Source organism: Streptomyces sp. NPDC086549 (assembly GCF_044746205.1).
In the GTDB taxonomy this organism is placed as follows: domain Bacteria; phylum Actinomycetota; class Actinomycetes; order Streptomycetales; family Streptomycetaceae; genus Streptomyces.
In genome coordinates this window covers 352,502-365,435 of record NZ_JBIVBS010000001.1, presented here as the reverse complement: position 1 = coordinate 365,435, position 12,934 = coordinate 352,502, and the positions used below count along the sequence as shown (strand labels likewise).

Here is a 12,934-nt window from a genome sequence, read left to right as displayed (position 1 = left end):
TGTGCAAAGAATGCATGTCGTGACGGGATTTTTTGGTGTGAGGATTTGAACTGATCACAGCAAGGTCACTAGGGTCTGGCTTCGAACCTCCACACGGGTGATCACTCAAAAGAAGGAGCCCGTCTCCGTGGCGTCCCACCGTCGACCGAAGCAGCAGAGCCGCACGCGCGTGACCGTGCTGACCACCGCAGCCGCCGCTGCCGTCGTCCTGAGCGCGAACGCCGCCAACGCGGCGCCCAGCGAGAAGCTCAGCAAGAGCGAGGTCAAGGCCAAGGTCGACAAGCTCTACGAGGAAGCGGAGCAGGCCACCGAGAAGTTCAACGGAGCCAAGGAGAAGCAGCAGAAGCTGCAGAAGGAAATCTCCACCATCCAGGACAACGTCGCCCGTGGCCAGGAGGAGCTCAACAAGCTCCGCGACGGCCTGGGGTCGATGGCCAGCGCGCAGTACCGCTCGGGCGGCATAGACCCGTCCGTCCAGCTCTTCCTTTCCTCGAACCCGGACGACTACCTCGACAAGGCGTCCACGCTCGACCAGTTGAGCAGCCAGCAGGTCGAGGGCCTGAAGAAGATCCAGGACAAGCAGCGCGAACTCGCCCAGGAGCGGGCAGAGGCCACCGACAAGCTCAAGGACCTCGCCTCCACCCGCACCGAGCTGGGCAAGAAGAAGCAGGAAGTCCAGGGCAAGCTCGCCGAGGCGCAGAAGCTGCTCAACACCCTGACGGCGAAGGAGAAGGCGGACCTCGCGGCCGAGCAGGCCCGCGCCAACCGCTCCTCCACCGAGCGCGTGGACCTCGGCAACGACTCCTCGGCCAACGGCCGGGCCGCCGCGGCCTTCTCCGCCGCCCAGAGCAAGATAGGCACGCCGTACGTCTACGGCGCCTCCGGCCCGTCCTCCTTCGACTGCTCGGGCCTGACCTCCTGGGCCTACGCCCAGGCCGGTGTCACCATCCCGCGCACCTCCGAGGCCCAGGCGAACTACGGCGCCCACCTCTCCATGAGCCAGCTCCAGGTCGGCGACCTGGTGTTCTTCTACGGCGACCTGCACCACGTCGGCCTCTACGCCGGCAACGGCCAGGTGCTGCACGCCCCGCACACCGGTGCCGTCGTGCGCTACGAGGCGATGAGCGACATGCCGTTCCAGTTCGGCGTCCGCGTCTGACGCTTCGGCTGCCGCCCGAACGGGCGATTCGCGACAACCGAAAACTGACTCCACGACCCGCTGCTGACCTGCGTCGGCGGCGGGTCGTCGCGTTGGTGCGGCCGCAGAGGCCTTTGGACGGTGCGTGTCCGTACGGCTACTGTCTGGCGGGTTTCCGAGCAGTCAGACATCCGCCAGCGGAAGGAGCGCGGCTCAACGTGGGGTCCCATCGCCGCCTTGTACCGTCAGGGTTCGACCGGGGCGCCCTCGCCCTGTGCGTACTGTCCGCCGCTGCCGCCGCCCTCGGCGCCGTACCGGCGGCCGCCGCGCCGCACGACAACACCCGCGCGGAGGTGGACCGCCTCTACCAGGAGGCCGAGAAGGCCACCGAGGCCTTCGACGAGGCCGGCGAACGCGTCGGCGCGCTGCGCAGGCAGGTGAGCCAGGCGCAGGACCACATCGCCCGGCAGCAGGAGCGCATCAACACCATGCGGGAGGCGCTCGGTTCGCTGGCCGGCGCCCAGTACCGCTCCGGCGGCATCGACCCCACCCTGGCCCTGCTGTTCTCCGACGACCCGGCCGACTACCTCGACAAGGCGGCCACGCTCGACCGGATCGGCGCCCACCAGGCCGGACAGCTCAGGGAGCTCCAGACGGCCATACGCGAGCTCGCCCAGGAGCGGGCCGAGACCTCCGGGAAGCTCGCCGAGCTGGAGAAGAACCGCCGGTCCGTCGCCTCGCACAAGCGGTCCGTGGAGAAGAAGCTCGCCAGGGCACGGCAACTGCTCAACTCCCTGCCCGCCGTGGAGCGCGCCGCCTATGAACGTGCTTCGCGCGGCGGCCGCTCCGGCATGCCGGACCTCGCCGGAGCCGTCGCCCCGGACGTCCGCACGGCCGCGGCCCTCGCCGCCGCCCGCTCCGCGCTCGGCCGGCCCTACGTCTGGGGCGCCAACGGCCCCTCCGGCTTCGACTGCTCGGGGCTGATGCAGTGGGCGTACTCGCACGCCGGGATCCAACTGCCCCGCACCTCGCAGGAGCAGCGGTACGCCGGGCGGCAGGTCCCGCTCTCCCAGGCGCGCCCCGGTGACCTGGTCGTCTACCGCTCCGACGCCAGCCATGTGGCGATGTACGTGGGCAATGGCCAGGTGATCCACGCGCCCCACCCCGGTGCGCCGGTGCGCTACGACCCGGTCGGGATGATGCCGGTCTCGTCGGTCACCCGGGTCTGACTTCGCGCGTCGGGCCGTACGATCGGGAAGTGGCTGGTCGCAGGCGGGGGTGGCGCTCGGGAGTGGTGGGACTGTGTCTGCTGCTCGTCCCCTTGTCCGGATCGTCCGGCTGTGGCGGGCCGACCGCGGCCGACTCCGCGAGGACCGAGGTGCAGCACGTGCTCGACCGGCGGGCGGCGGCGCTCCTCGGCCACGACGAGGCGGCGTACGGCGAGACGGGCACACGCACGCCGTACGAGAACCTCCGCACGGTGCCGCTGGCGTCCTGGGCGTACCGGCTGACCGGCCTGCACCGCAGCGGCGCCACCGCCACCGCCGACGCCGAGCTCAGCTATCGCGTCGGCGGCTACGACAAGGCCCCCGTGTCCGCGGACCGCACGCTCACGCTCGGGCTCACGGCCGACGGGCGGTGGTACGTCGCCGCCGACAAGCCCGCCAGGAAGTCGGCCCAGCAGCTGTGGGACCAGGGCGCGGTGACGGTCGTCAAGGGCGGCCACAGCCTGATCCTCGGGGTCGGCCAGCCGGACGGCGCGCTGCGCGCGTACGCGCGGCTCGCCGAGCGCGCGGTGCCGGCCGTGTCCCAGGCGTGGGGCACGCACTGGACGCGGCGGGTCGTCGTGCTCGTACCGCGGTCCCTGCAGGGCATGGCGGGCCTCCTCGGCTCGCCTCCCTCCTCGTACCGCGGGATCGCCGCCGTCACCACGGGCGAGGCGGGAGGCTCCGGCAGGGCGCCCGCGGACCGGGTCGTCGTCAATCCGGAGGCGTACGCCCTTCTGGGCGCCGTCGGCAAGCAGGTCGTGCTCACGCATGAGACGACCCATGTGGCCACCCGCGCGGACACGACCCCGGCCACCCCGCTGTGGCTCTCCGAGGGCTACGCGGACTGGATCGGCTACCTCGGCACGGGCCGGACGCCCGGCGAGGCCGCGCCGGAGCTGGCGCGGGCCGTCCAGGAGGGCCGGGTGCCGGCCGATCTGCCCGCCGACAAGGACTTCGGCTTCGACAGTGACCCGACCCGGCTGGCCCAGGCCTACGAGAGCGGCTGGCTGGCCTGCCGGATGATCGCCGACCGCTGGGGCGAGGTCCGGCTCGGCGAGTTCTACCGGGCCGTCGGAGCGCACGGGAAGCGGGCGGGCGCGGTCGAGGGCGCGCTGCGGAAGGTGCTCGGCACGACGCCGGAGAAGTTCACCGCGCGGTGGCAGGACTACGTGCGGGCTCAGCTCGGCTGAGAGAGCAGGTCGAGGGCCTCGCGGAGCCACTCGCGCTCCGCGCGGCCCGTCGCCCGCGCCACCCGCAGCATGCCCTGCCGGAACAGATCGCCGGCCTCCTCGGCCCGCACGGGCTCGCCGTCCCGGTAGAAGAAGCTCGCCGGGGTCTCCAGGAAGTCCAGACGACGGCGCAGCACGGCGGCCTGCTCGGCCCGGTCCGGCAGATGCCGCAGGAAGGCCAGCAGCGTGTTGAAGCGGACCTGGTCGGTGATGTCCGCCTGCTTGGGGTGCCGCAGCCGCTCACGGAGCTCCTCGCGGCCGGCGTCGGTCAGCGACAGCACCCTGCGCGGGGCGGCGCTCGCGCCCTCCTCCATGCGCTGGTCGAGCTTTCCCGCGGTCACCAGCCGCGTGATCGCCGGGTAGAGGGCGCCGTCGCTGACCGGGCGGACGTGACCGCTCAGCGCCTTGATGCGCTCCTTCAGCTCGTATCCGTGCAGGGGTTCCTCGGCCAGGAAGCCGAGGATCGACAGTTCGAGCACGCGGATCCTCCTTGCGGACGTCGTGCCCTCATGGTACCTCTAGTCGAGCTACCTCGATTAGAGGTACCAGTCTTCGAGGGGGTACCGAACCGTGAACGCCCATCGCAAGCAGCTCATATCGCTCGCCCGCCCCGTGTACTTCTCGCTCCTGGCCTCCGTCGCCTCAGGGATCATCAACACCCTCTGGGTGTCCCGGCTCGGCGGAGCCGCGGTCGCCGCCGTCGCGGTCGCGACCAACACCGAGAACGTGCTGCTCGGCGTCGCCCTGGTCTTCGCCTCCGGTACGACCGTGCTGGTCGCCCACGCCAGAGGGGCCCGGGATCCGGGCGCCGTACGGGCCGCGGTGCGCGGCGGATGGGCGCTGTTCGCGCTCGTCACCCCCGCGGTCGTGGCCGGCGGGCTGCTGCTGCGCGCGCCACTGGCCCGGCTGGTGCTCGGCGGGGACGGCGGTGCCGCGCCCTCCTTGGCGAGCGCCTACTTCGCGCTCTCGATGCCGGGCATGGCGGTCTTCTTCGCCCAGCAGCTCGTCGACGGCATTCTCAAGGGCTCCGGCGACACCCGCACCCCGATGCGGCTCGCCCTGCTGGCCAACGGGCTGATCCTGGTCTGCGACCCGGTCCTCATCCATCTGTACGGCGTCCGGGGCGCCGCCGCCTCGACCGTGCTGTGCCGTTGCGCGGCGTTGGCGGTGGGAGTGCGCGCCCTGCGCCGGAACGCGCTGCTGCGGACCGCGGCGCAGGCCCGCCCCGCCGAGCCGGTGCCCGCGGCCCTGCGCAGGACGCTGGCCACCGGGCTGCCCATGTCCGTCGACTTCACCGTGCGGCAGGGCGGGGCGCTGGTCCTGGTGGCGATCGTGGCGCGGCTCGGGGTGACCGCCGTGGCCGCCTACTCGATCGCGTACAAGGTGATGTACGTCGCCACCATGGCCTTCTACTCCGTGCGCCAGGCCGCCTCGATCCACACCGCGCACACCCGGGGCGCCGGCCAGGACGCGCGGCGGGACATCGGGCGGCAGGCGACGCTCGTCTCCGGGACGCTGGGCCTGACGGCGGCGGTTCTGCTCGCCGTCACCGCCCCCTGGGTGATGTCCGCCTTCGGCGCCGGACCAGCCGTCGCCGGCCAGGGCGTCCTGTTCCTTCGCTGCACAGGCCCCTACCTGCTCCTGATGGCCTGCTTCATCGCCCTCGGCGGAGTCTTCGAGGGGAGCGGCGGAGCACCGGCGCTGCTGCGCGTGACCCTGCTCGGCACGGCCGTCCAGCTGCCCCTCGCGTACGCCCTGTCGGGCCTCGGCCTGCCCGGCATCTGCCTCGCCCTGGCGCTGGCCATGACGATCCAGTGCGGGGTCGCCGCGCTACTGTTCAGCCGGTCGCGACGCCAGCAGGAGACGGGGGTCCCGCTCGTCCGGGCGGCTTGACCGGGCGGGGTGGCGGCACTGGTCCAGGGGCGGGGCCGAGGAATCCGTAGCGCGCCCGTCCCTGAGCCTCCGCCTCGGCCTGCCGGACGACCTCCGCCCGCGAGGAGACCGGGGGCCGGGGCGAGGACTTCGGGGGCGTGTGCGCCGCCCGGGGTCTCCGCCCGGTCCGCCGGCCGGCCCACCGCTCAGGAGGAGACCCGGGTTCCGTTCGAGCGGGTCGTCTGGCTCGGTACCTGTGTGGTGCCGGGCTCGGAGACCGTGCTGTGCCACAGGGTGCGGGCGGCCAGGAGTGTGGCGGTGAGCAGCAGGCCGTTGCGCAGGAGCAGCAGGCTCGTGCCGTACAGGTCGCTGGCCACGACGTGTGCGAAGCCGATCGGGAACTCCAGGACCGTCACGAAGGCCGCCGCCAGGAGCATCAGGGCGGGCAGCCGCATCCGGCTCTCGCGGTGGCACAGGCAGACGGCGGCCAGGCCGATCAGCCAGACCAGGTACTGCGGGCTGATCACCCGGCTGGTCACCGTGAACATCAGCACCGCCGTGAAGGCCGCGTCCGCCGGCGCGGGCGGCGGGAAGCGCCGCGCCGTCAGCCGCCACAGCAGCAGCCAGCCGAAGGCGGCGCCGGTGAGCGCCAGGGCGGCCGTGCTCACCACGCCGACGTACGGGCCGAGGAACTCCACCGAGCCGTAGTTCAGCAGCACCTGGCCCCGCCAGCCGAAGTGCCGCGCCACGTGGAAGACCAGGGCGCCCAGAGACTCCACCTCGGTGCCCCGGCCGCGCTGGGCGGTGAGGAAGGCGAACGCGCCGGGCATGGCCACCGCGAACAGCGCCGCCAGGGCGCCCGCGGTCACCGTCGCCGCGGCCCACGCCCGGCGCCTGGCCGCACCCCACAGCCCCGCGAGCATCAGCACCGGCCACACCTTGACCATCGCCCCGAAGCCCGCCAGTGCGCCCAGCACCCGGGGGTGCCGGGCCCCCGCGAGCAGCCCGGCGACCGCCACCGTCGTCACCATCAGGTCGTAGCGGGCGTACACCGTGGGGCCGAGCAGCGGGACGCCGGCCACCCACACCCAGGCACCGCGCGGCGATGCGCCCGGACGCCGGCCCGCGTACAGCAGCAGGGACAGCACGGCCAGATCGGCGAGGCAGGCCAGGACGAAGAAGGCGGTGGCGTAGCCGAGGAAGGGCAGGGTGGCGGGGGAGAGGATCGCGAGCGCGGCGGCCGGCGGGTACTGCCAGGTCACGTCGTGCAGCGGGAACGTGCCGTGGCGCAGCACGTCGTACCAGCCGTGGTAGATCACGGACACATCGGTCGTGACGTCCGCGCCCGGGAAGACGAACACCCGGAAGACGAAGAGCAGCAGCACCAGCCGGGTGACGCCCCAGGCCCCCAGCGGCCACGCCAGGGACCGTCCCGCGCCCGTCCTGTTCACCTGAGCCCCTCTTCGTCCGCCTGCCCTGCCCTCTTCGGGGACTCATGATCCCCCGGCCGCCTGTGCGGGTGCCATGAAGCACGGCCGGGCGCCCGTGCCCGGTCGTGCGCGGGTTGGGTAGGGTCGGCGGCGATGCACAAGACCCTGATCGTGACCAACGACTTCCCGCCCCGGCCGGGCGGCATCCAGGCGTTCCTGCACAACATGGCGCTGCGCCTGGAACCCGGCCGGCTCGTCGTCTACGCCTCCACCTGGAAGCGGAGCCGGGAGGGCGTCGAGGCCACGGCCGCCTTCGACGCCGACCAGCCCTTCACCGTCGTGCGTGACCGTACGACGATGCTGCTGCCCACACCGGGGGCGACCCGGCAGGCGGCCGGGCTGCTGCGGGAGCACGGGTGCACCTCGGTGTGGTTCGGGGCGGCGGCACCGCTCGGGCTGATGGCCCCGGCGCTGCGCAGGGCGGGCGCCGAGCGGCTGGTCGCCACCACCCACGGGCACGAGGCCGGCTGGGCCCAGCTGCCCGCCGCGCGACAGCTGCTGCGCCGGATCGGCGAGTCCACCGACACGATCACCTACCTCGGCGAGTACACGCGCTCGCGGATCGCCGGCGCGCTGACGCCGGAGGCCGCCGGGCGGATGGCGCAGCTGCCCCCGGGCGTCGACGAGAAGACCTTCCACCCGGAGTCGGGCGGCGACGAGGTGCGGGCGCGGCTCGGCCTGACCGAGCGGCCGGTGGTGGTGTGCGTCTCGCGCCTCGTGCCGCGCAAGGGGCAGGACACACTGATCCTGGCCATGCCGAGGATCCTCGCCAAGGAGCCGGACGCCGTGCTGCTGATCGTCGGCGGCGGGCCGTACGAGAAGGAGCTGCGCAGGCTGGCCCGGGAGACCGGGGTGGCCGACTCGGTGCGCTTCACCGGCGCCGTGCCCTGGTCGGAGCTGCCCGCGCACTACGGCGCCGGGGACGTCTTCGCCATGCCGTGCCGGACCCGGCGGGGCGGGCTCGACGTCGAGGGGCTCGGGATCGTCTATCTGGAGGCCTCGGCCACCGGGCTGCCGGTCGTCGCCGGCGACTCGGGCGGGGCACCCGACGCGGTGCTCGACGGGGAGACCGGCTGGGTGGTGCGGGGCGGCTCACCGCAGGACGCCGCCGACCGGATCGTCACGCTCCTCGGGGACCCCGAACTGCGCCGCCGGATGGGGGAGCGGGGGCGGCAGTGGGTCGAGGAGAAGTGGCGCTGGGACCTGCTCGCCGAGAGGCTCAAGGAGCTCCTGTAAAAGGCTGGTTCAAGGGTCCGGGCCAAACTCTGCCGCGGCTCTAGGCGGAACCGGAAAATCCGCACATGCTGCGCGCATGACAGCAAAACTGATGCAACGTCAGCTGACGAGACGTCAAATCCTGGGCATGATCGCCCTCCAGACCGCCGCCACGGCCGGTCTCACCCGCATCGGTCTCCAGTCCGCCCGGGCCGCCGAACCGGCCGCCGTCGAGAGCGCCCCTGCGATCGTCGTCGGCTCCGGCTACGGCGGTGCCGTGGCCGCCCTCCGCCTCGGCCAGGCCGGCATCCGCACCCTGGTGCTAGAGATGGGCCGGCTCTGGAACACCGCCGGTTCCGACGGCAAGGTCTTCTGCTCCACCAGCGCCCCGGACCAGCGCTCCATGTGGTTCCGGACGCGCACCGAGGCGCCGCTGGCCACCTTCCTGTGGCTGGACCTCGTCAACAAGGACATCAGCGCCTATCCCGGAGTCCTGGACCGGGTGCACTTCGACAACATGTCCGTCTACGTCGGGCGGGGTGTCGGCGGCGGCTCCCTGGTCAACGGCGGGATGGCGGTCACCCCGCTCCAGTCGTACTTCGCCGAGCAGTTCCCGACCGTGGACGCCACGGAGATGTACGGCACGTACTTCCCGCGCGCCCGCTCCATGCTCGGCGTGAACACCGTCGACCCGGCCTGGTTCGAGTCGACCGAGTGGTACAAGTTCGCCCGCACCTCCCGGAAGGCCGCTTCCAACGCGGGCCTGAAGACCACCTTCGTGCCGAACGTCTACGACTTCGGCTACATGCAGCGCGAGGCGGCAGGCACGGCCACCAGGTCGGCCCTCGCGGGTGAGGTCATCTACGGCAACAACTACGGCAAGCGCAGTCTCGACAAGACGTATCTCGCCTCCGCGCTCGGCACCGGCAACGTCACCATCCACACGCTGGAGAAGGTGCGGGCCATCAGCCGGGCGAGCGACGGGACGTACGTCCTGACCGCCGACCGGATCGACAACACAGGCGCGGTCGTCGAGACCAAGCAGTACAGCTGCACGTACCTGTTCCTCGGCGGCGGCAGCCTCGGGACCACCGAACTCCTGGTCCGTGCCCGGGCCACCGGCACCCTGCCGGACCTCGACCCCAGTGTGGGCGCGGGCTGGGGCACCAACGGCAACACCATGCTGGGCCGCGCCAACCACATCTGGGACACGGTCGGCGCCAACCAGGCGACCATGCCCGTCCTCGGCATCGACGACTGGGCCAACACCGACAACCCGGTCTTCGCCGAGATCGCCCCGCTGCCCATGGGCTTCGAGCACTGGATCAGCCTCTATCTGGCGATCACCAAGAACCCGGAGCGGGCGAGCTTCACCTACGACGCCTCCTCCGGATCCGTGAAGCTCGGCTGGACCGCGGCCCAGAGCGCGGTGTCGGTCGCCATGGCCAAGAAGCTGTTCGACCGGATCAACTCGGCCAACGCCACCATCTACCGGTACGACCTGTTCGGTTCGGCCAGCAAGGTCTTCGCCGACGACTTCACGTACCACCCGCTGGGCGGCTGCGTGCTGGGAAGGGCGACCGACGACTACGGCCGGGTGAAGGGCTATTCGAAGCTGTACATCACCGACGGCTCGCTGGTGCCCGGATCGATCGGCGTGAACCCCTTCGTCACCATCACCGCGCTCGCCGAACGCACGATGGCGCGGGTCCTCGCCGAGGACACCGCGCCATGACGTACCGTCAGGGGCCGGACTACTTCTGGTAGATCGCCTCGATCTCGTCCGCGTAGTCCTTCGCCACCACATTGCGCTTGAGCTTCAGGGACGGCGTCAGGTGGCCCGACTCCTCCGAGAACTGGGAGGACAGAATGCGGAACTTCCGCACCGATTCCGCCTTCGACACCGCGGCGTTGCCGTCGTCGACCGCGTCCTGGACCGCAGCGATGAGATCCGGGTCGGCGCGCAGCGACGCCGCGGTGGAACCCGCCGGCTTGCCGTGCTCGGCGGCCCAGCGGCCCAGGAACTCCTCGTCGATGGTGACCAGCGCGCCCACGAACGGCCGCCCGTCGCCCACCACCATGCACTCCGCGACCAGCGCGTGCGCCCGGATGCGGTCCTCGATCACGGCCGGGGCGACGTTCTTGCCGCCCGCGGTGACGATGATCTCCTTCTTGCGGCCGGTGATCCTGAGGTAGCCGTCCTCGTCGAGGGTGCCGATGTCACCGGTGTGGAACCAGCCGTCGGCAAGCGCCTCGGCGGTCGCGGCCTCGTTGTTCCAGTAGCCCTTGAACAGGTGCTCGCCGTGCAGCAGCACCTCGCCGTCGTCGGCGATGCGCACGACCGAGCCGGGCAGCGGCTGGCCGACCGTGCCGATCTTCTGCCGGTCCCAGGGGTTGAACGCGGTCGCCGCACAGGACTCGGTCAGGCCGTAGCCCTCCAGGACCGTGAAGCCGATGCCCCGGAAGAAGTGGCCCAGACGCTCGCCCAGCGGAGCCCCGCCCGAGATGGCGTACTCGCCCCGGCCGCCGAGCACCGCCCGCAGCTTGCTGTAGACGAGCTTGTCGAACACCTTGTGCTTGATCTTCAGACCGACGGACGGGCCCGACGGGGTGTCCAGCGCCTTGCTGTACGCGATCGCCGTGTCCGCCGCCTTGTCGAAGATGGCGCCCTTGCCGTCCGCCTGCGCCTTGGCGCGCGCCGAGTTGTAGACCTTCTCGAAGACGCGCGGGACGCCGAGGATCAGGGTCGGCCGGTACGCGGCCAGCTCGTCGGTGAGGTTCTTGATGTCCGGGACGTTGCCCAGCTTGATCGGCGCCATCATCGGCGCGACCTGGACCAGACGCCCGAAGACGTGCGCGAGCGGCAGGAAGAGCAGGACGGAACACTCGCCGGTGCGGAACAGCGGCCGCAGCCGCTCCACGATGTTCCCGCACTCGGCGAAGAAGCTGCGGTGGGTCAGGACACAGCCCTTGGGCCGGCCAGTGGTGCCGGAGGTGTAGACGATGGTCGCCGGGTCGTCCGCCTTGGCGAGCGAGCTGCGCTCCTCGACGGTCGCGTCCGTGACGTCCTGGCCGAGCCGGCCCAGCTCCTCCACGCCGCCGGCCTCGATCTGCCAGACGTGCTTGAGGGCGGGCAGGTGGTCGCGCACCGAGTCGACGGCGGCCGCGTGGTTGTCGAGCTCGACGATGCACGCGGTGGCCCCGGAGTCGCTCAGGATCCACTGCACCTGCTCCGGCGAGCTGGTCTCGTACACCGGCACGGTGATCGCGCCGGCGCTCCAGATCGCGAAGTCGAGCAGTGTCCACTCGTAGCGGGTACGGGACATCAGGCCGACCCGGTCGCCGGGCTGCACGCCGGAGGCGATGAGTCCCTTGGCGGCGGCGCGCACCTCGGCCAGGAACGTCGTGGCCGTGACGTCCTGCCAGACGCCGCCGACCTTGCGGGCGATGACGGCGACGTCGGGATGCTGCGCGGCGTTTCTGCGGACGATGTCGGTCAGATTGCCGTCCGCAGGGACCTCGTACAAAGCCGGAAGGCTGAACTCGCGCAAGACTGCTGCTCCTCATAGGGCGCCGGCGCCACGACGTTGTGCGATGCGACGGTGCGGTCCAAGGCTCGGGCAGGTACTCCGGTTGTCCACCACGAACCTCGAGGATCAGTGGTTGAAATCCAGAGCACGACTGGACTGCCCGGACGTTACCCGCCGGTATGGCTTCTTCGACAGGGGGTCCCGGCGAGATGTTCGCTGCGTCACACAGGTTGGTGTTTCTTCGCGTACGGTAGTCCACCTCTTTACTGACTGGCCAGTAACCGCAGGTCCGACCGCCACTGTTCACCGACTACTCTCAATCACCATGGCACCCACACCCGTCGGCAACCGAAGCGCGCGCGTCCACGTGGTCAGTGACGTACACGGCAACGCCCGTGACCTGGCCAGGGCCGGTGACGGTGCCGACGCCCTGATCTGTCTGGGTGACCTGGTCCTCTTCCTCGACTACGCCGACCACTCGCGCGGGATCTTCCCCGACCTGTTCGGCGAGGCGAACGCCGACCGCATCGTGGAACTGCGCACCTCCCGCCGCTTCGAGGAGGCGCGGGAGTTCGGGGCCCGGCTGTGGGCCGGCATCGGCGCCGACCGGGCCACGGCGATAGAGAAGGCGGTGCGCAAGCAGTACGCCGAGATGTTCGCCGCGTTCCCGGCGCCGACGTACGCGACGTACGGCAATGTCGACATACCGACCCTGTGGCCGGAGTACGCCGGACCGGGCACCACGGTCCTGGACGGCGAGCGGGTGGAGATCGGGGGGTGGACCTTCGGCTTCGTCGGCGGCGGCCTGCGCACCCCCATGCGGACGCCGTACGAGATCAGCGACGAGGAGTACGCGGCGAAGATCGAGGCGGTCGGCGAGGTCGACGTGCTGTGCACGCACATCCCCCCGGAGGTCCCGGAACTGGTGTACGACACCGTCGCGCGCCGCTTCGAGCGCGGCAGCCGCGCCCTGCTGGACGCGATCCGCCGCACCAGGCCCCGCTACGCCCTCTTCGGGCACGTCCACCAGCCCCTGGTGCCGCGGATGCGGATCGGCGCGACCGAGTGCGTGAACGTGGGGCACTTCGCCGGGACGGGACGGCCCTGGGCGCTCGAATGGTGAACGACCCCGGACGGGGTGAAGGCGGCTGGTCGGGGGCGCGGTAGCCTTCACGCTGCACACACGTGCGCA

10 protein-coding genes are annotated in these 12,934 nt (G+C 71.5%); 7 read left to right on the top strand and 3 right to left on the bottom strand.

Annotated elements, in window-relative coordinates; genetic code table 11:
- Positions 1-127 precede the first annotated feature (127 nt).
- From ACIPSA_RS01685 to ACIPSA_RS01675, 3 genes are all read left to right on the top strand, one after another.
- On the top strand, positions 128-1,159 hold the full coding sequence (locus tag ACIPSA_RS01685) for an NlpC/P60 family protein (RefSeq protein ID WP_402627554.1): 1,032 nt from the start codon (positions 128-130) through the stop codon (positions 1,157-1,159).
- 197 nt (positions 1,160-1,356) lie between these two features.
- Positions 1,357-2,367: an NlpC/P60 family protein gene (locus ACIPSA_RS01680; protein ID WP_402627551.1), complete on the top strand. Its 1,011-nt coding sequence runs from the start codon at positions 1,357-1,359 to the stop codon at positions 2,365-2,367.
- A gap of 29 nt (positions 2,368-2,396) precedes the next feature.
- The gene (locus ACIPSA_RS01675; RefSeq protein ID WP_402627548.1) at positions 2,397-3,596 is read left to right on the top strand and encodes a hypothetical protein; all 1,200 of its coding nucleotides are present in this window, start codon (positions 2,397-2,399) and stop codon (positions 3,594-3,596) included.
- On the opposite strand, the gene ACIPSA_RS01670 is transcribed toward ACIPSA_RS01675, so the two are convergent.
- Positions 3,584-4,114 carry a helix-turn-helix transcriptional regulator gene (locus tag ACIPSA_RS01670; protein WP_402627545.1) on the bottom strand — a complete coding sequence of 177 codons (531 nt, stop codon included), beginning with the start codon at positions 4,112-4,114 and terminating at the stop codon, positions 3,584-3,586. The two genes, ACIPSA_RS01675 and ACIPSA_RS01670, sit on opposite strands and share 13 nt — an antisense overlap.
- A gap of 91 nt (positions 4,115-4,205) precedes the next feature.
- Here ACIPSA_RS01670 and ACIPSA_RS01665 point away from each other — a divergent pair, with 91 nt between their 5' ends.
- Positions 4,206-5,528 (top strand): MATE family efflux transporter, encoded by a 1,323-nt coding sequence (locus ACIPSA_RS01665; RefSeq protein WP_402627542.1) that lies wholly within the window; start codon positions 4,206-4,208, stop codon positions 5,526-5,528.
- A 185-nt stretch (positions 5,529-5,713) separates the two neighbouring features.
- Here ACIPSA_RS01665 and ACIPSA_RS01660 read toward each other — a convergent pair whose 3' ends face one another.
- Positions 5,714-6,958 (bottom strand): glycosyltransferase 87 family protein, encoded by a 1,245-nt coding sequence (locus ACIPSA_RS01660; protein WP_402627539.1) that lies wholly within the window; start codon positions 6,956-6,958, stop codon positions 5,714-5,716.
- A gap of 132 nt (positions 6,959-7,090) precedes the next feature.
- On the opposite strand from ACIPSA_RS01660, the gene ACIPSA_RS01655 reads away from it, so the two are divergent.
- The gene (locus ACIPSA_RS01655; protein WP_402627537.1) at positions 7,091-8,233 is read left to right on the top strand and encodes a glycosyltransferase family 4 protein; all 1,143 of its coding nucleotides are present in this window, start codon (positions 7,091-7,093) and stop codon (positions 8,231-8,233) included.
- Positions 8,234-8,360: 127 nt separating this feature from the next.
- Positions 8,361-9,947: a GMC oxidoreductase gene (locus ACIPSA_RS01650; protein WP_402627534.1), complete on the top strand. Its 1,587-nt coding sequence runs from the start codon at positions 8,361-8,363 to the stop codon at positions 9,945-9,947.
- A gap of 19 nt (positions 9,948-9,966) precedes the next feature.
- Here the strand turns inward: ACIPSA_RS01650 and ACIPSA_RS01645 are convergent, their stop codons facing one another.
- Positions 9,967-11,763 (bottom strand): AMP-dependent synthetase/ligase, encoded by a 1,797-nt coding sequence (locus ACIPSA_RS01645; protein WP_402627532.1) that lies wholly within the window; start codon positions 11,761-11,763, stop codon positions 9,967-9,969.
- A gap of 304 nt (positions 11,764-12,067) precedes the next feature.
- Between ACIPSA_RS01645 and ACIPSA_RS01640 the strand changes: the two genes are divergently transcribed.
- Entirely contained in the window at positions 12,068-12,865 is a 798-nt protein-coding gene (locus tag ACIPSA_RS01640; protein WP_402627529.1) for a metallophosphoesterase, read from the top strand.
- Positions 12,866-12,934: the final 69 nt, after the last annotated feature.

Excerpts from the sequence above, each read along its gene's own strand:
- ACIPSA_RS01655 (WP_402627537.1), top strand. The coding sequence starts at position 7,091 with ATGCACAAGACCCTGATCGTGACCAACGACTTCCCGCCCCGGCCGGGC.
- ACIPSA_RS01640 (WP_402627529.1), top strand. The coding sequence starts at position 12,068 with ATGGCACCCACACCCGTCGGCAACCGAAGCGCGCGCGTCCACGTGGTC.
- ACIPSA_RS01650 (WP_402627534.1), top strand. The coding sequence starts at position 8,361 with ATGATCGCCCTCCAGACCGCCGCCACGGCCGGTCTCACCCGCATCGGT.